The 18,215-nt window shown below is 31.6% G+C and carries 13 protein-coding genes; 12 read left to right on the forward strand and 1 reads right to left on the reverse strand.

The features are described 5' to 3' along the window. Positions 1 to 79: 79 nt before the first annotated feature. Positions 80 to 823: an arylesterase gene (locus tag ABY285_RS05830; protein ID WP_372767984.1), complete on the reverse strand. Its 744-nt coding sequence runs from the start codon at positions 821 to 823 to the stop codon at positions 80 to 82. A 31-nt stretch (positions 824 to 854) separates the two neighbouring features. Here ABY285_RS05830 and ABY285_RS05835 point away from each other — a divergent pair, with 31 nt between their 5' ends. The 12 genes from ABY285_RS05835 (at position 855) to ABY285_RS05890 (ending at position 17,942) form a co-directional block, all read left to right on the forward strand. Then, complete coding sequence (locus ABY285_RS05835; protein WP_372767986.1) at positions 855 to 1,547, forward strand: ABC transporter ATP-binding protein; 693 nt, start codon at positions 855 to 857, stop codon at positions 1,545 to 1,547. A 41-nt stretch (positions 1,548 to 1,588) separates the two neighbouring features. Further along, entirely contained in the window at positions 1,589 to 4,084 is a 2,496-nt protein-coding gene (locus tag ABY285_RS05840) for an ABC transporter permease (protein WP_372768011.1), read from the forward strand. Between the two features lie 329 nt (positions 4,085 to 4,413). Continuing rightward, positions 4,414 to 4,560: a hypothetical protein gene (locus ABY285_RS05845; protein WP_372767988.1), complete on the forward strand. Its 147-nt coding sequence runs from the start codon at positions 4,414 to 4,416 to the stop codon at positions 4,558 to 4,560. A gap of 76 nt (positions 4,561 to 4,636) precedes the next feature. Continuing rightward, positions 4,637 to 6,577 carry a hypothetical protein gene (locus ABY285_RS05850; protein WP_372767990.1) on the forward strand — a complete coding sequence of 647 codons (1,941 nt, stop codon included), beginning with the start codon at positions 4,637 to 4,639 and terminating at the stop codon, positions 6,575 to 6,577. 5 nt (positions 6,578 to 6,582) lie between these two features. Beyond that, the gene (locus ABY285_RS05855; protein WP_372767992.1) at positions 6,583 to 7,251 is read left to right on the forward strand and encodes a DNA-binding response regulator; all 669 of its coding nucleotides are present in this window, start codon (positions 6,583 to 6,585) and stop codon (positions 7,249 to 7,251) included. A gap of 617 nt (positions 7,252 to 7,868) precedes the next feature. Continuing rightward, positions 7,869 to 8,639 carry a response regulator transcription factor gene (locus ABY285_RS05860; protein ID WP_372767994.1) on the forward strand — a complete coding sequence of 257 codons (771 nt, stop codon included), beginning with the start codon at positions 7,869 to 7,871 and terminating at the stop codon, positions 8,637 to 8,639. Between the two features lie 240 nt (positions 8,640 to 8,879). Continuing rightward, entirely contained in the window at positions 8,880 to 9,152 is a 273-nt protein-coding gene (locus tag ABY285_RS05865; protein ID WP_372767996.1) for a hypothetical protein, read from the forward strand. A 1,319-nt stretch (positions 9,153 to 10,471) separates the two neighbouring features. Continuing rightward, positions 10,472 to 11,788: an aspartate aminotransferase family protein gene (locus ABY285_RS05870; protein WP_372767998.1), complete on the forward strand. Its 1,317-nt coding sequence runs from the start codon at positions 10,472 to 10,474 to the stop codon at positions 11,786 to 11,788. A gap of 8 nt (positions 11,789 to 11,796) precedes the next feature. After that, complete coding sequence (locus ABY285_RS05875) at positions 11,797 to 12,855, forward strand: GNAT family N-acetyltransferase (protein ID WP_372768000.1); 1,059 nt, start codon at positions 11,797 to 11,799, stop codon at positions 12,853 to 12,855. Between the two features lie 10 nt (positions 12,856 to 12,865). Next, complete coding sequence (locus tag ABY285_RS05880) at positions 12,866 to 13,945, forward strand: serine hydrolase domain-containing protein (RefSeq protein WP_372768002.1); 1,080 nt, start codon at positions 12,866 to 12,868, stop codon at positions 13,943 to 13,945. Positions 13,946 to 14,152: 207 nt separating this feature from the next. Next, complete coding sequence (locus ABY285_RS05885) at positions 14,153 to 15,622, forward strand: GH3 auxin-responsive promoter family protein (RefSeq protein WP_372768004.1); 1,470 nt, start codon at positions 14,153 to 14,155, stop codon at positions 15,620 to 15,622. A 424-nt stretch (positions 15,623 to 16,046) separates the two neighbouring features. Then, positions 16,047 to 17,942 carry a helix-turn-helix domain-containing protein gene (locus ABY285_RS05890; RefSeq protein ID WP_372768007.1) on the forward strand — a complete coding sequence of 632 codons (1,896 nt, stop codon included), beginning with the start codon at positions 16,047 to 16,049 and terminating at the stop codon, positions 17,940 to 17,942. Positions 17,943 to 18,215 lie beyond the last annotated feature (273 nt).

Below are 18,215 nucleotides of genomic sequence, written 5' to 3' on the forward strand. Positions count from 1 at the left end.
GATTCACACTTTATCATAATTTAGGCCTCATACATGCTCCATCTTTTATAAACATATGATGATTTTGGTTTTTGTAGGATTACGTCATAATTACATATTGCAAAACAGCCCAAACATTTTTTGCCAATATTTTTTGTCCTTCAACCGTTGGGTGTATGCCATCTGCTTGGTTTAATGCTGGAATACCACCAACATCTTTCAATAAAAACGGAATTAAGTGGAGTTCATTCTTTTCGGCTAATTCAGGAAAAATAGTTTTAAACTCCCTAATATAATCTTGTCCCATATTTGGAGGAAGTTGCATTCCTGCCAATATAATTTTAGTCTTTGGGTTTTTTTTGAGCACAGCATCAATAATTGCTTGTAAGTTTTTGCTGGTTTCTTTTAAAGGAATGCCGCGTAAACCATCATTAGCGCCTAATTCCAGTACAAAAACATCAATTTTTTGATTCAGCACCCAGTTAATTCTACTTTTTCCACCTGCGGTTGTTTCACCACTCAACCCTGAATTAATAACGGTATAATCCAACGAAAGCGAGTCTATTTTAGTTTGAATAATTGCAGGAAAAGCATCATTTACATCGTCTAATCCATAACCAGCGGTTAAACTATTACCAAAAAATAAAATAGTTTTTGTAGCACTGTTTTCTGTGATGTTGCTTTCAGTTTTAATTGGCGCTGATTCAGTTGTTTTTTCCTTTTTAGAAGTATCCGAACCACAAGAGAGTAGCAGTAAAAATGAAAAGTAACAAAACTTTAAGAAAATCTTTATTCCACGATCACTTAAATTTAAAATCAATTGATTATTTTTCAGTTTTTGCATTTCTTGGTAAAATATATATTAAATGAATACTATGACAAAGATATTAAAGATTCACGAACTAGAGAAAACATATACGAGTGGCTCAAAACAATTAACTGTGTTAAGCAATATCTCTTTTGAAGTTGAAAAGGGAAGTATCTTCTCTATTGTTGGTCCTTCAGGAAGTGGCAAAACTACCTTGCTTGGTTTGTGCGCTGGTTTAGATCACCCAAGCGCTGGGAACATAGAATTGTGTGGAAGTAATTTACAAGAGTTGGATGAAGATGAACGCGCGCAATTGCGCAATAAAGAAGTTGGTTTTATATTTCAGAATTTTCAATTACTACCTACACTTACTGCATTAGAAAATGTAATTGTACCCTTAGAGCTGCAAGGTGAAAAAAATGCCGCTAAGGTTGGTATGGAATTGTTACAAAAAGTAGGTTTGGCAGATCGTTCTCATCATTATCCATCACAATTATCAGGTGGTGAACAGCAACGTGTAGCGTTAGCCAGAGCTTTTTCTAACAAACCTTCTATTTTATTTGCCGATGAACCTACGGGTAATTTAGATGAAGAAACGGGCGAAAAGGTAATTCAATTGCTTTTTCAATTGAATAAAGAAGCCGGAACTACCTTAGTGATAATTACCCACGATTTAGATTTAGCCAATAGAACGCAACAAATATTGAGATTAAAAGGAGGGAAAATAATGTCTAACGAAAAAACAATAGCAGGTTTATGAGTAGTTTACCCTCAAAAGCTTCGGTACAATGGCTATTTAAAATGGCTTGGCGAGATGGAAAAGCAAGTATTTCTAGATTAATGCTATTTATGGCATCTATTATACTGGGTATTGCTGCTGTTGTTTCCATTCAATTGTTTAGTGAGAATTTAAAACAAAACATTAAAAATCAGTCGAAAGCTTTAATGGGCGCTGATTTCATTATAGACAGCAGACAACTTCCTTCTGAAAAAGTGCAAGCCATTATAGATTCTTTAAATGTAGCCGCTTCGGAAGTTAATTTTGTTTCAATGGCTGCATTTCCAAAAAATGAGGGAACAAAACTGGTAAATATACGCGCCATAGAAGGTAATTTTCCATTTTACGGAACTTTAGATACCGATCCAGTGAACGCTGCTTCACAGTATCAAGAATCGGGTGGGGCATTGGTAGATGCTACTTTAATGCTACAATACAATTTAAAACCCGGAGATTCTATTAAATTAGGAAAGCTAACATTTCCTATTATTGGAGCGTTAAAATCTGTTCCTGGCAGCACAGCTGTTTCCACTTCAATAGCTCCTCCAGTGCTTATTCCTTTTCGCTTTATAGACGATACGGAATTACTACAATTGGGAAGCAGAAAAGAATATCAATACTTTTTCATTGCACCACCTGAAATGGATTTGGAGCTGTTAGATAAAAATTTAAATCTTATTTTAGATGACGAAAATGCTGATTTAGATACGCATACCAGTACTAGTGAGCGTTTAGGCAGAAGGTATGAAAACGTGAGTAAATTTTTAAATTTGGCGGCATTTGTCGCGCTTTTATTGGGTTGTGTGGGAATAGCAAGTTCTGTTCATATTTATATTAAAGAAAAATTGAAAAATGTAGCGGTACTGAAATGTATAGGAGCTACAAGAAAACAGACCTTTTTAATCTATTTGATTCAAATTGCCGGAATTGGATTAATTGGCGGTGTTTTAGGTTCCGTCATTGGAATTGGTTTGCAATATGCCTTTCCTTATATTTTAGAAGGATTTTTACCTTTTGATGTTCAAATTTCTATCACAGCGAAGCCATTGATAATGGGAATAACGTTGGGTATTTTGATGTCGGTGTTATTTGCGTTGCTGCCATTGTTAGGTACTTGGTACGTTTCTCCTTTGGAAGTGTTGAGAGGAACAGATGAAAATTTGGTAAAACCAAGGAAAGCACGACTGTTCACTTTAGCGGCAATTTTACTTTTTATATTTTTATTTTCATTCTGGTTGTTAAAAGATGCCTTATTTGGATTGGCGTTTACCGTTGGTATTTTAATTGCATTCTCCATTATGGCGGGAATTGCAAGTCTTTTTATGAAAGCCATTAAAAAATATTTCCCAACCAATTGGGGTTTTACAGAACGTCAAAGTTTGTTAAACTTATTTCGTCCAAACAATCAGACTATGGTACTGATTTTAGCCATAGGCTTAGGTACTTTTTTAATTAGTACGTTATACTTTACGAAAGACATTCTGTTAGCTAAAACAGCTATTGAGAATAACTCAGAAAATGCAAATATCATTTTAATGGATGTGCAAACCGAACAAAAAGAAGCAGTGGTCAATACAGTGCTTCCAAAAGGTTTGAAGGTTATAGATAACATTCCTATTGTAACGATGCGAATGCATCGTATTAAAGATAAATTGGTGAATGATATTCGTAAAGACAGCACTTCAACTATAAATCAATGGATATTAAATCATGAGTTTAGAGTCACCTATCGCGATTCATTGCTAGCTTCAGAAGAACTTTTAGAAGGAACTTGGACAAAAGAAAGAGGGCAGGGTGACCCTATTTTAATTTCTATTTCAGATAATATTGCGAGAGATGCAGCTATAGAAATAGGGGATCAACTCATTTTTAATGTACAAGGAGTTTTAATGGAAACTACCATTGGAAGTATTCGGAAAGTAGATTGGGGACGCATGCAACTTAATTTCTCTGTGGTATTTCCAACCGGTGTTTTAGAAAATGCGCCGCAGTTTAATGTGTTAACAACCTATGTGCCAAATGAAGCCATTTCAGCCGACTTACAGCGAGATTTGGTGAAGAAATTCCCCAATGTTTCGGTATTAGATTTACGACAGGTTTACACTATTATTGAAGACATTTTAGATAAAATCTCATGGATTATTAATTTTATGGCTTTCTTTAGTATTCTTACAGGAATTATAGTTTTAATCGGTTCGGTTAGAAACAGTAAGTATCAGCGAATTAAAGAAAGTGTGTTGTTAAGAACATTAGGAGCAAAGAGCAAACAAATAGTACGAATTACGGCACTTGAATATGTTTATTTGGGAATGTTAGGAAGTCTTGTAGGTATTCTATTGTCTTTAATTAGCAGTCAATTGTTAGCAACAATGCTATTTAAAGAGCCTTTTGTTCCGTCCGTTGTTCCTTTTTTAATATTTCTACCGGGAATTACAGCATTGGTTTTATTAATTGGTTTAAGCAATATTAGAAGTGTTTTAAAAAGTCCTCCGTTAGAAGTGTTAAGAAAAGAGGTTTAGTGAATTTATTTTTCGTTTTTTGTATTTAACATATGTTGAATTTTGTCTTTCCAATTTACCGGTTTTTGGGTTTCTGTAAGAAGAAATAGAGATACCAACGTTTTGAAAGATCTCTACTGCCTGTATACACTTTTGGTTCAGTATAATCCTTTTTTATTTGCAAATCGTATAAGCAATCGTATGCAGTTTCTAAACTTCATACTTCCCGAATAGAAGAAAATGTCTTCAAAATAGAGTGTATTGCTGTAAAGCAAAAAATGTTGAGAATGACTCGAATAGGAATACTACTTCAATTTTTAAATTTAAAATAATGAAAAAAATTACATTAATTGGAATTTTTTTTAATGATTGGAATATTATTTTCTTGTTCAAATGATGATGATCAAGATTTAATTAGTTTTCAATCAGATATGGAAATGCATGGATGGGAGGTGAACATAAACAGACGCCACCACCGCCACCTGAACCAGCACTAGAACCTTAAAAATAAGTTTTTGAAGGAAATTAAATATAACTATTAGCTATTTAACCCATTTATATTAATTTAGAGGAATGAAAAATTTAAAAATTGTATTTCTCTTTTTTTTAATTTTTAGTCTTTTTCAATTAGAGTCTTGTAAGCGGCAAGAGAAAATTGAAACAAGTCAAAAAGCTAAAATTGACTCTGTAAGTTACTATGTCCAGCAAATGAAAGACAGAACGTTATCAGACTCTATTTGTTTAATTCAGGCTAACTTAGGCCTTAACCATGCAATCAAAATACAATCGAATTATAAAATTGTTAAGGAAATTTTGACTTATAAAACATATTTGTTTGGAAATTTAAAGCAACTAGATAGTGCTATAAGTATTAGTAAAAAACTAGTTAATTTATCCTTAAAAGAGAATGATTCCATAGCTATTGTAAATCATTATGCTACACTTGCTTATTATTATAGTGCAGACTTAAAAAAAGACAGTGCTTATCTTTTTTATAATTATGCTAATGAAATAAATTTAAAGCTTGGTGATAGTTCTGAAATCGGAAAAAATTTAGCGCAAATAGCAATTCTGCTATCTGATTTGGGTGATTTTGAAGAAAGTGATAACAATGCTATTGAGGCATTGAAATATTTGAACGATAAAAATATACCATACTTAACGGCTGTTTACAATTGTATAGCTATTAATTCAAGAAAACAAAAGGATTATACTGAAGCAATCTATTGGTATAATAAAGCCATAAATATTTCAACAAAAAACACAGATAAAATAAAATGTTTACAAAATAAATCAAATGCTTACAGAGATTTAGGAAAATATGATAAATCAATAGCGATTTTAGATAGTTTAAGTAAAGTACCTATAGAAAGTAATGCAACAAAAGCTAGAATTATTGACAATCTTGCATATACAAGATGGTTGAATAATGAACAAAATGAGGATTCTTCAGGTATGGATAATGCTTTGAATATTCGACTTATGGAAAATGATATTTGGGGATTGATTGCAAGTTATGCGCATCTTTCAGAGTTTTATAAAAAAGGGAATACTAAATTGTCATTAGTATATGCTTCAAAAATGTATCATTTGGCTAGTATACAAAGAAGCCCACATGACCAATTAGAGGCGCTACAAAAATTAATTAATTTAGATGACTCTCCCAAAGTAAAAGAGTATTATGCTTCTTATATACACATAAGTGATAGCCTTAATGAAGCAGAAAAAAGTGCTAAGAATAAATTTGCAAAATTAAAATACGACAGTAAAAAGAACCGTCAGGAAAATTTAGAGTTAAAGGTGGTGCATTCAGAAAAAGAATTAGAATTAGAAAAGGAGCGGACTACCAATATTATTGGTGCTGTTTCAAGTGGCTCATTAGTATTTGCACTTTTAGTATTTGGTTATTTTAAAACCCAAAAACACAAACAGGAAAAAAGAGCTGAGATATATAAAACAGAAACACGTATTGCAAAAAAAATTCATGATGAAGTAGCAAATAATGTTGTAAATATTATGAATAAAGTTCAATATGCCGAAGAGCCTAAAGAGGTGCTTTTAGATGATTTGGAAAAGGTGTATTTATTGACACGAAATATTTCACATCAAAATAATACGATTGAAACTGGTGAAAAATTTGAGGCTTCTTTGAAAATATTACTTACAAGTTTTACTAATGATACCACTACCATTATTCTTAAAAATATTCATGAGGTAAAATTAGAAAATATCACTAAAAATAAGCAGATTGAAATTTATAGAGTATTACAGGAGTTAATGGTGAACATGCAAAAACACAGTGAAGCATCTTTGGTGGCGATTTCATTTAATAATACTAAAAGTCAATATTTTATAAATTATTCTGATAATGGAGTTGGAATTAAATTTGAAACACTTGTATTAGAGAATGGTCTAAAAAATGTGGAAACCCGTATAAAATCAATAAATGGAATTATTAATTTTGAATCATCCTTAAATAAGGGGTTTAAAGTGTTTATTAGTTTCAAAAAATAAAAGCTATGTTTCAAAAAGTTTTAATAGCAGAAGATATGGACTTTATTAATAGTGGAATAAAGTCTCAATTAATAAAATTAGACATACCAGAAATTGATTATGTTCAATACTGCGATGAAGCTTTGTTGAAATTAAAAGCTGCCAAATTAAATAATGTACCTTATGATTTGTTGATTAGTGATTTGTCATTTGATGAGGATCATTTGGAACAAAAAATTACAAGTGGTGATGATTTGATAAAAGAAGTCAGAAAAGATTTTCCATTATTAAAAATTGTTGTTTTCTCAGTGGAAGACAAAGAATATAGAGTACAAACTTTATTCAATGAGCATAAAATCAATGCATATGTTTGGAAAAGTAGGGAAGGGCTAAGAGAACTTAAAAAGGCCATTCAGTTAATATATAATTCTGAAAACAGCTATGTTTCACCTCATGTTGCAGGATCTCTATCTAAGAACAAAGCCATTGAAATATCAGACTATGATATCTTTTTAATAGAATGTCTTTCTAAAGGATTGTTACAGGAACAAATTAGCATAGAACTTAAAGAGAAAAATTGGACGCCAATAAGTGTGAGTACTATTGAAAAAAGATTAAAATATTTAAAAGAACATTTTAATGCTAACAATCCAGCACATCTGGTTTCAATTACAAAAGATTTAGGACTTATTTAAAATATTTCTTGAATTACGGGAACCCATAACTTTATTCATTTTATTCAGTTTACTTTTGAGGTATTAAGCTTTTAGAAAAGTTTAATAGGATATTACTTGGAGGTTTTTAAAAGGAGAATTGCAAAATTTACGAAAAAGATTTGCTTAAAAAAATACAAAAAATATAACCTCACTTTTTGTATAAATAACTTAAACCTTACGGGAAACCGTGAGGTTTTGTTTTTCCCAGAATGTAATTACAAAAAAAACTGGTGACGATATTCTAGCCAAAATTCTTGAAGTAACTCCATCAGAAATAAAGTATAAAAATTTTGATAATACGGATAGCCCAACTTTTACAGGTCTAAAATCTGATTTATAATTAGTTCGCTATAAAAATGGAACAAAGGACCTTTTCAATGAAACAGAAGATAAGGTTAAATCTGAAGGAAGCACGGCAATGAGAGGAGAACGGGATTCAAAACTATTTTACAAAGGACAAAATTCAGGTGCAGTTTGGAAAGGATTTGGTATTGGAACAGCGGCCTTACCGGTACTTGCTTTAGTAATTTAATCAATCATTATTTTTATATGCAAATTTAAATGTCTAATTTTAAACAGATTGCTAAATTGAAAAAATGATAACAGCAAAAATTAGAAGATTATATAGTAAGATATTTGAGTCTTATGGGCATGGTTCTTTGGAGAATCATATAAAGAAGGTCATAGAATTGGATGAGTTTTTACCATACAGTTCAACATTTTTTTGCATAACCAATACCCAAACGCTTTCCTTTGAGTATATAAGTAAAAACATGAAATCTTGTTTAGGGTTAGATAAAACGTTGCTTAAAGAGAAAGGGATGCGTTATTTTTGGAGTCGCATGCATCCTGATGATGTTGAACGATGGCTAGCGGCACTTAATGAATTGATGAATTATACGGTCAATGAAATTTCTATTGAGCAAAGAACAAGAATGAATTATACTTGGAATTATAGGTTTAAAAATTCTAAAGACGAATATGTTAACGTTATTCAAAATACAACGCCACTTGAATTTGACATGGAGAATAAACCAATAATTGGAATGGCTCATTATACCGTTTTAAACTCTAATATTAAAATGGATGTTTGTGCATCTGCCAAATGGTTAAATGACAAGAATGAATATGAAACCCAATATTTTAATAATTTTTCTCAAAAATTATTGACAAATGGGGTTTCAAATAGAGAAAGAGACATTATACGTTTATTAGTGTTAAATTATTCAAGTAAAGAGATTGCTGAAAAACTTTATATTTCATCAAATACGGTTGATACTCATAGAAGAAATATTTTAAAAAAATTGAATATATCATCAACAGGTGAATTGGTTGGAATGTTGAAAATGAATAAGATTGCTCTTTAATCTGAAAAAATAACTATAAAATACTCAAATTGAGTATTGTAACTTTTGATACATTGTTGCATCTTTACAAAAAAGTTGTTTTACAAAATTTTTTAAATTAAATTGCTGTGAAAGAGATTTATTTGCTCAAATAATTGCTACCCCAATAAAATAACCCTCGTTTCGAATTTTTAAAACAATTTACACTAAGGAATTTCCTTGGCTTGTTAAAATATTATTGCTAACTAAAACTATATTACTATGAAAAGATTAATTAGATGGTTTTTGGCATTGCCATTTCTTTTAGTGCCTTGCCAAGAAAATAGATTTGACACTTTACTCTCAGAAGGAATTAACGGATCATTTCAATTTGGCGAAAAGTTTGATTTTCCCAATCTTGATAAAAAAAGACGTGATGAATTAAAACAAAAAATTAGTCTTTTGTCAAAAAAGGAAAGAAGAAAAAATATATGGATTTATCTTGTTATTATTGTGGTATTATTTGGAGTATTCTCAATGTTTATTTTTAACTAATTGTTCAAATTAAAATAATTTGAAAGGGCCTGTCGCTTCTGCTAAAAATAAGTATTAAAGATTTAGACTAATTTATTTTTTAAGAAGCTGTCTTGTCCTGAAATAGCTATACACAAACAAAGTTTGTATGGAACACAAATAACAACCTTTCATCCCCTGATTCAAACTTGTTTATATACTCAAAACCAAAAACAAAAACCCAAAACCCAAAACCCAAAACCCAAAGAACCGACCTATGATTTTTTTGGTTAGGACAGATCGTTAAGAGGGTCAAGCGTAAAGAAAACATCCAGTGGATGTTTTTAGCGCAGGAGCCAGCCGGCGTGTTGGAGTGGATGTTTTTAGTGAACAGGCCAGCTGGCGCAAGGCGAAAATTCAATTCATTTTACAGAAAAAGATCACCAGACTAGACTTTTTTGTTTCTTTTTTTGGCGATGCAAAAAAGAAAAAGAAGAAATGGATGGAGTTCCAAACATGATGTTTATTTCAAAACAGACAAATAAATTAAAAACAGCAATCTATTGAACATATTGCCATCCGGCTCATGGGAAGAATTATAATAAAAAATATAACTATGAAATAGTAGATGTATAGTATATTTAGGATTAAAAATTATAGTTGTATAGCTATAGTAGGATTTATTTGCCAACCTGTATAGTTATTTTAGGACGGGTCATTTTTGCCTCTTTTGATGGGCACAACAGTAGTCTTAATGGGGGCTCATGGGAGGATAAAGGGAGGATACTCCATACATACTCCGTACATAGTGTTATAGTAGTGTTATAGCAGCTATAACATGAAGTTCAAAAAATATCATTTTTTGGGCAATGGAAAGATCTTAAAAATTCATACCAAAAAGCGGTAAAAAGTTTTTAATAAAAATTTAGATTTAAGCTTTTAATGGCTAAATTAAAACATTCCTCACGCAATTCCTCACGCAAATAGAAAAAGGACCTAAGTTAAATACCTAAGTCCTTGATTTCTATGTAGCGTGATCCAGAATTGAGGACCTCCAGATTATGAATTATTAATTGGCATTTTCTAAAAATGTAACAAATTGATAATCAATTGCTTTATTTTTATATTTTATGAAATTGTGTTCGTTTGTTAGACAAATATTTGATGCAAAAAAATTAAAAAACTGATAGGTATTAATTATTTTTTTAAATAATTACTTCTTTTTAAGAATTGAGTTGACTATTTTTCTAAATTTTAAATATTATAATAAATGTTAGGGTAAGATTTTGCCTTTTAAGTTAATACAATAACGATTTTAGTTATAAATTTAAATCGTATTATTACCAAACAACAAATCATATATGATTCATAAATTATCTCAAAAAAATTTACTTTCAAAAAAACATACGCAGCGTTATAGACAATGTTTTGCTTTGAATAGAAATGTGGCAGGTTTTAATATCCTGAAAAAAGAACTTATTTACACTTTAGTCTCAGACAAATCCGATGGTGCATTTATTTGGGACATTGATAATAATAAATATATTGATCTAACCATGGGGTTTGGATCAATTCTTTTTGGACATAATTATACACCCATCCGGAAAGAAATTGAGACACAGCTTGCAAAGAGTTGGTCTGTAGGCCCAATTTCACCGTTGGCAGGAAAACTAGCTGAAAAAATTACAGCCATTACAAAAACAGAAAGAGTTGCGTTTTTCAATTCTGGTACAGAAGCTGTCATGGTTGCTGTAAGAATTGCAAAAGCGGTTACAAAAAAAAAATATGTCGTTTTTTTTAAAGGGGCCTATCACGGTACATTTGACCCATTGCTTACCCTTAAAAAGAACCCCCAGACAAATATGGCTCAAGAATCTATTCCTGGGATTACACAATCCATTTTAAATGAATCATATATTTTTGATTATGGCTCAGAAGAATCTTTAAATTTTATTAAAAAGAATAAAGATCATATTGCAGCCGTTCTTGTTGAACCAGTTCAAAGCAGAAACCCAAGTTTTCAGCCTGTATCATTTTTAAAGGAATTGCGCAGTGTAACAGAACAAAGCGATATCGCACTTATTTTTGATGAAGTAATAACCGGTTTTAGGATTGATATTGGGGGTTGTCAAAAATTATTTAATATCCTTGCTGATATTGTTACTTATGGAAAAGTAATTGGAGGCGGATTGCCAATTGGCATTGTAGCTGGAAAATCAAAATTTTTAGATGTTATAGACGGGGGGGCATGGCAGTATGGTGATCAGTCATTTCCGGAGGTGAAGTCGACTTTTGTTGCGGGTACCTTTTGTCACCATCCATTAGCGATGGCTGCATCTTTAAAAACGTTAGAAATACTCGAGTCCTCTAACGGAGAATTGCTGCAGGAAATAAATCTCAGAACCGCATATTTTTGCACTCGCATGAATGAATTTTTCAAAGAAAACTATCCGAAATTGTCAATGGTACATTTTGGATCCTTATTCAGATTTGTTACACCAGGAAGATATAAGGAACTCTATAGTCAGCTTCTTTTAAATGGCGTGTATGTTTGGGAAGGAAGAAACTGTTTTTTATCAGCAGCGCATACTGAAGAAATAATTACATCATTAGAGGATAAAATAAAATTGAGTTGCAGACAATTAGCAGAACAAGGCATTATCAAACTTAAGGAATAACAGAAATTATGAAAAAAAACATCTTTTTCACCGAAGGCGATTATCACATTCAGCGGCATACCGGAATTCCAAAGGAGGCAATGGAGTTTTTAGACAGTATTGCCTGGGGAAATGAAGGGGCTATTTATGAACACAAAAACACTGAAGAACACCTTAAATTGCTCCACAATCCGATATTATTTGCAGGGTATGAAGGTGATGAGATAAGAGGAACAGCTGTTTTTTCAAATACGTTGGTAGCTGTTGATGGTGAAGAATTTAACTGTAACTACATTAGATACTTCGCTGCCTCTAAAGCCATCAGGGGCAAAGGAGTCATCAAACATTTTACTAAAAAAATAATGGAATTGATTCGTGAGGACGAAAAGGAAAAAACCATTTATTTTGCTTGCATAGAAAAGGGAAACAGGGCTTCTTATCAGGTTGTCGAAAGTTCAGGATATACAGATATTGGCACAGTAAAAACAATGGGGTTTAGCAGGTTTTTCCCAAAATCAAATAAAAACATGCTCCAAATAAATTCCAATGAGGGAAGACAAGAAGTATCTGAATTATTGAAAAAAAAATACGAAAGACATGCATTGGTTCAGTTCAACGCCGTTTTTCTTCAGGATAACTATTTCGTAATCAGAGAGAACAATGAAATTGTTGCCGGATGTCAATACCACCGTGTACATTGGGTTATCAATAATATGAAAGGATTTGCCGGGAAACTAATTATGAAAGTAGTTCCGATGATACCCGTACTTAATAAATTGTTCAATCCTAAGCGTTTCGAGTTTCTGGCATTTGAAGGCATCTATTTTAAAGAAGGATATGAAGAAAAATTATATGAATTATTTGAAGGTTTGCTGGCTAAAGAAAAGTTGAAATCGGCCTTGTTCTGGATGGGAAATACTTGCCCATTAAGGAAAAAGATAATTAAAAAAGGAAAATTAGGTTTGATTCATTCATTTCTAAAGGAATCGGATATCATCATTATGGCCTCTTTTAAAAATATGAGTGAAACAGAAATAGCTTCTGTAAAATCTCAGCCGAAGTTCGCTTCAGCCTTTGACTATATTTAATAGTTGTCTAATGAAACAATTTGAAGATTTGGTAAAGTTGCTGATTAACCCAAACGGATCTGCGCCTATTTATAATTGTCTGTTGTACTTGAATGACACTAAAAGGAATATAAAAAATACGGGTGCTTTTGGTCAGATGTATGCTTCTGGTGGTGCAATAGAAAGTAATTACCGTTTTCGAATAGGCAGTATCACAAAAACTTTTACGGCAACTGTTATTTTGCAGTTAATGGAAGAAGGTGCTCTTCAATTGGATGATCATTATTTAGATTGTTTAAAAAACAGTGAAACTAAAAAAATATTTTCAGAATTACTATTTTTTGAGGGTATTAACTACTCCAGTCACATCACAATTAAGAACTTATTACAACATAAAAGTGGTATTAGAGATTATTTTGCTGATGATGAAAGGTTCTTTAAATGCATCATGGATTTTCCAAATCAAAATTGGGATTGGAAAAAGATCATGGAAAAATATTTTGAATACAATCTAAATGAAAAAGGCGTATTTAAGCCGAATACAGACTTTTATTATTCAGATACCAATTATTTGTTATTGGCTGTTTTAATTGAAGAATTGACCAACATGCCCTATCATGAAGCCTTGGAAAAAAGAATATTAAGTCCCCTTTCTCTTAATGATACCTACCTCGAATTTTATCAGAGCAAAAAAGGTGCTGCGCCAATTATATTCCCATTTCATGGAATGTATTCATTGAAAAATGTAAACACATCATTTGACTGGGGAGGTGGTGGCTTAATATCTTCAGCAAACGACTTGGATATCTTTCTAAGATCTCTTTTAACGGGTCAATTATTTAAGGAAGTTGAAACGCTTCAGTTAATGATGAATTTTGATGATGACAATATGAATATTCCTTCGAAAAGAGGTAGGATTTCTCATGGAATGGGTCTTCAACAAAAAAAAATTGGAGATCATTATTTTATAGGCCATAATAGTGCTTACGGCGGTATGATGTTTTATGACTTGGAAACTAAATTTAGTATTATTTTGGCGATAAATCAGGTTTTAGCACCTCATAAGGCAGAATGGCTTATGAAAAAATTGGTCGAAGATTTTATTTCTTGATGAAGCTTTATTATTATTATTATTATTAAAACAGGTTCTGTCGGGCCTGTCAAAAAAAGTTAATGTTATCAGTAATTGACCATGTATTTTTTGAGAATGAAATCTATACTGGGACACTAAGTAAAACGATATAATATGACCTTAAGAGGGAAGATAATCAAAAGAGTTATTAATGTATATAGTAAACTAAGTATTTCTAATCAAAGTATGCTGAAATTACAAGAGAATACATTACGAAAATTATTAATTTCTGCTTCTTATACCGATTTTGGTAAACAGTATGATTTCGAGGCAATTCTTAAGTCATCCAATATCATTGAAGCATTTCAGAACAATATTCCAATTTTTGATTATGATGAGATCTATAATAAATGGTGGTATAGGCTATTAAAGGGTGATAAAGATGTTACTTGGCCGGGAAGTATAAAAAAATTCGCCTTGAGTTCAGGAACTACGGGAAGTTCAAGCAAACAAATACCTATAAGTCATCAAATGCATTTATCGATGCGTAAAGCTAGTTTTAAAAGCATAGGTACTTTTTTGGATGACCTGAACTTACCGAATGACTTTTTTAACAGTAAAATTCTAATGTTAGGAGGGGCAACGCAATTAAAACAAGTGGGTGATTTATCTATGGGAGACCTAAGCGGTATCCTAACAGGAAATATGCCAAATTGGATGAATCAATTTTATGAACCATCCATAAAAATTTCTAAAGAAAGCGATTGGGATAAAAAATTAGATAAAGTAATTAGAGAGGCCTATAAGTGGGATATTGGAATCGTAACAGGAGTGCCGGCATGGGTGCAAATATTAATTGAACGCATAATTGACCATTATAAAGTGAGCAGTATTTATGATATCTGGCCTAATTTTAAAATATATATTCATGGGGGTGTTTCTATGGAACCCTATAAAAGTTATTTTAATAAATTATTGGGAAACGATTTAATCTACCTGGACACCTATACGGCTTCTGAAGGATTTATTGCATTTCAAAAATATCATAGGGCAGTAGGGATGAGTATGGTAATGGGAAATGGAATCTTTTATGAATTTATACCTTTTAATTCAGATAATTTCTCGAATGAAGGCGTTTTACTCGATAAGGCAAGAGCACTTAATTTAAATAAAATAACAGTGAATGAAGAATATGCTATTATTCTCTCGACCAATGCTGGTGCTTGGAGATATTTAATTGGAGACACTATTAAGTTTACAGATATTAGTAAATATGAAATAGTAATTACGGGTAGAATAAAACATTTTTTAAGTCTTTGTGGAGAGCATTTATCTGTTGGAAATATGAATGACGCTGTTTCTCGATTAAATAAGGAAATGAACCTAAATATTAAGGAGTTTACAGTCATAGGAGGTAAGGTAGATAGTTACTTTTCTCATACTTGGTGGCTTGGAATAGACAAAGATGTTGAGCGTGAGGTATTGTGCGATAAATTAGATTCAATAATACGTTCCTTAAATGATGATTATGATACGGAACGTGGTTATGCATTAAAAGAGATAAATGTGAATATAATTTCTAATAATTTATTTTATGGATGGATGAAAACCTGTAATAAAATAGGTGGTTCTAATAAATTTCCCAGGGTTTTATCCAATAAACAAACAGCTAGTTGGCTCAACTTTCTTGAGACACAAAATATAAAGGAGGGATGATTTTAACAATTCTTGAGGGGGCTCTTATTTGGTTTTTATGAGTAAAATATAGGTTCTGTTTTTTATGACTTGTTGAAGATAGCATAAATACTGGTTTTAGTGTAATTTTTGGCACGCAATTCCTTACGCAAAAAGAAAAAGGACTTAAGTTATATACCTAAGTCCTTGATTTGAAGTAGCGTGATCCAGAATTGAACTGGAGACTTCCGGGTTATGAATTGTTAATTTCTATTTAAAAAAAACTCAACTAATTGATAATCAGAGCACTTTATTTTTTGAAATTTGGAAACTATGTTCGTTTTTAGATAAATATTTGATGCAAAATACTAATATACAAATACTTCTATCAAGAATATTTAATAATATATAAAAAAAATATTGTAATTTTAAAATAACCAATTTAGTATATCATATTTATTTAAGAATGGAAGAAGCTTTTATAAATAAAATTAAACAAATCATCTTAGAGAATTTAGAAGATGAAAAATTTAATGTTAACCAGTTAGCCTCTGAAATAGGTTTGAGCAGGTCACAATTATTGCGAAAAATTAAATCCTTAACAGGTAAATCAGCCAATCATTTAATTCGGAAAATACGCTTGGAAGAAGCGGCTAAATTAATTAAGAATTCTGATTATACGGCATCTGAGATCTCATATCTGGTAGGATTTAGCAGCCCCTCTTATTTTAACAAATGTTTTCTTGACCACTTTGGTTTTACGCCGGGAGAATTTAAAAATCAAGGCGGCGATATAATTAAAAGTACAACCAACTTCGAGGTGGCCCAACAAGTTCGTCAAAAAAAGTTAGGGCTATTATTTTATTCAATACCGGTTATTATGATTGCTGTTGTTGGTTACTTCTTATATAGCAATTCAATTAACCAACTAAAAGAAATAAAATTTCAGCCAGCTTCAATTGCCATACTGCCATTTTTAAATCTATCTGATAATAAAGACCAAGATTACTTTGTGGATGGAATTACGGAAGCCATAACATTAGAGTTATCAAAATTTGGCGCTTTAAGAGTTATATCAAGAACTTCAGCAATGAGTTACAAAGGAGGAGTTAAACTATCCGCTGACATTGCAAATGAGCTTAATGTCGATTATTTATTAGAAGGTTCTGTTTTATTTGGTGGAGACAGTATAAAAGTAATAGTTCAACTCATAAAGCCTTTCCCTGAGGAAAAACATATTTGGCAGGACAGTTACCATCAAAAGTATGAAAATACTTTACAACTAGTTGGTCGCGTATCAAACCAAATTTCGAAGGAGATCAACGCAAAAGTTTCGCCAATTGATATAGCGGCTAATACTTATAAAGTTAATACTGAATCTTATACCTATTACTTAAAAGGCCGCCATTTATGGAATCAACAATCCCACAAAACAACGATAAGTTCCATTGAAAACTTGCAAGAATCAATCAAACTGGATTCAAGTTTTGCGCCTGCATACGTAACACTGGCGGAGGCTTATATAACTTTAAATAAATTCATTAGCAATAACGAAGAAAAGCTTCTGAACAGGGAAAAAAGCACGAGGGCAATCAATAAGGCATTAGAACTGGATCATAATTTAGCGGAAGCTTATATTACCAAAGGAAATATTTTAGGGAAATTTGACTGGAAATGGGCAGAGATGAAAAAAATGGTGGAAAAAGGACTGAAATTAGATCCAAACAATGCTTATGGACATATGTTACTATCTGATTATTATTTGGTGAATAATAATTTTGATATGGCTATAAAGGAAGCGTTGGTTGCTGAAGGGCTTGACCCGATGAATCCTTGGATAGGAACCAAAGTTGGCGTACTATATTGCATGGCAAACAATTACGAAGAATCAATAATACAATACAAAAAAGTATTGGAAATTTTCCCAAGCTACGGAAGCGTATTAAGTGAATTAGGATTCGTTCAGTATCTAAACTGGCAAATAAATGATTCGAAGAACTCGTTTATAAAATTACAAGAAATTAGGGGTAACTATGATATGGTAAAAAGGTATAAAGAAGAGCCTATGGAAGATGTTTTTAGATACTGGCTTACTAATGTCAGAGCAGGAGATCCAAAATTTTGTTCCTACCCTATTTTAACAGCACAAGTACATATGCTTATGGCTGAAAAACAAGAGGCCTTAGAGTATCTGGAAATTGCTTATAAATACCGCTTTGAATATTTACCTGTATTATTATTCAGGCCTGAATTCAACGACTTACATAATGAACCCCGATTTAGAGAGCTGGTTAAAAAAACGGGTGTCGTTTTAAATATGGGTTTAACTATGAACAAAAATGACTTTAATTTTAAAGATTAAATCTATTCTTATCTTTTTAAAATAATTAAATGCTTCATAATTACAACAATTACATCAAAAAGTATAAGTTTTTGCCGCACAGTTAATACTTTGCAAGCCGCTATTCTATTTAATTTTAATGTATAAACTTTAAATATTATAGTTATGAAAACTAAACTTTACAAATTGTGCTTTTATGCGCTGGCAATTGCAGTAATTTTTACTTTTAACAGCTGCTTACAGGACGACTTAAACATACCTCAAAATGAGGAAGTAAGTAAAACAACCCTTGAA

The organism is Lutibacter sp. (genome assembly GCF_041555395.1).
Classification (GTDB): Bacteria; Bacteroidota; Bacteroidia; order Flavobacteriales; family Flavobacteriaceae; genus Lutibacter.

Excerpts from the sequence above, each read along its gene's own strand:
- ABY285_RS05830 (WP_372767984.1), bottom strand. The coding sequence starts at position 823 with ATGCAAAAACTGAAAAATAATCAATTGATTTTAAATTTAAGTGATCGT.
- ABY285_RS05835 (WP_372767986.1), top strand. The coding sequence starts at position 855 with ATGACAAAGATATTAAAGATTCACGAACTAGAGAAAACATATACGAGT.
- ABY285_RS05840 (WP_372768011.1), top strand. The coding sequence starts at position 1,589 with ATGGCTTGGCGAGATGGAAAAGCAAGTATTTCTAGATTAATGCTATTT.
- ABY285_RS05850 (WP_372767990.1), top strand. The coding sequence starts at position 4,637 with ATGAAAAATTTAAAAATTGTATTTCTCTTTTTTTTAATTTTTAGTCTT.
- ABY285_RS05855 (WP_372767992.1), top strand. The coding sequence starts at position 6,583 with ATGTTTCAAAAAGTTTTAATAGCAGAAGATATGGACTTTATTAATAGT.
- ABY285_RS05860 (WP_372767994.1), top strand. The coding sequence starts at position 7,869 with ATGATAACAGCAAAAATTAGAAGATTATATAGTAAGATATTTGAGTCT.
- ABY285_RS05865 (WP_372767996.1), top strand. The coding sequence starts at position 8,880 with ATGAAAAGATTAATTAGATGGTTTTTGGCATTGCCATTTCTTTTAGTG.
- ABY285_RS05870 (WP_372767998.1), top strand. The coding sequence starts at position 10,472 with ATGATTCATAAATTATCTCAAAAAAATTTACTTTCAAAAAAACATACG.
- ABY285_RS05875 (WP_372768000.1), top strand. The coding sequence starts at position 11,797 with ATGAAAAAAAACATCTTTTTCACCGAAGGCGATTATCACATTCAGCGG.
- ABY285_RS05880 (WP_372768002.1), top strand. The coding sequence starts at position 12,866 with ATGAAACAATTTGAAGATTTGGTAAAGTTGCTGATTAACCCAAACGGA.
- ABY285_RS05885 (WP_372768004.1), top strand. The coding sequence starts at position 14,153 with ATGCTGAAATTACAAGAGAATACATTACGAAAATTATTAATTTCTGCT.
- ABY285_RS05890 (WP_372768007.1), top strand. The coding sequence starts at position 16,047 with ATGGAAGAAGCTTTTATAAATAAAATTAAACAAATCATCTTAGAGAAT.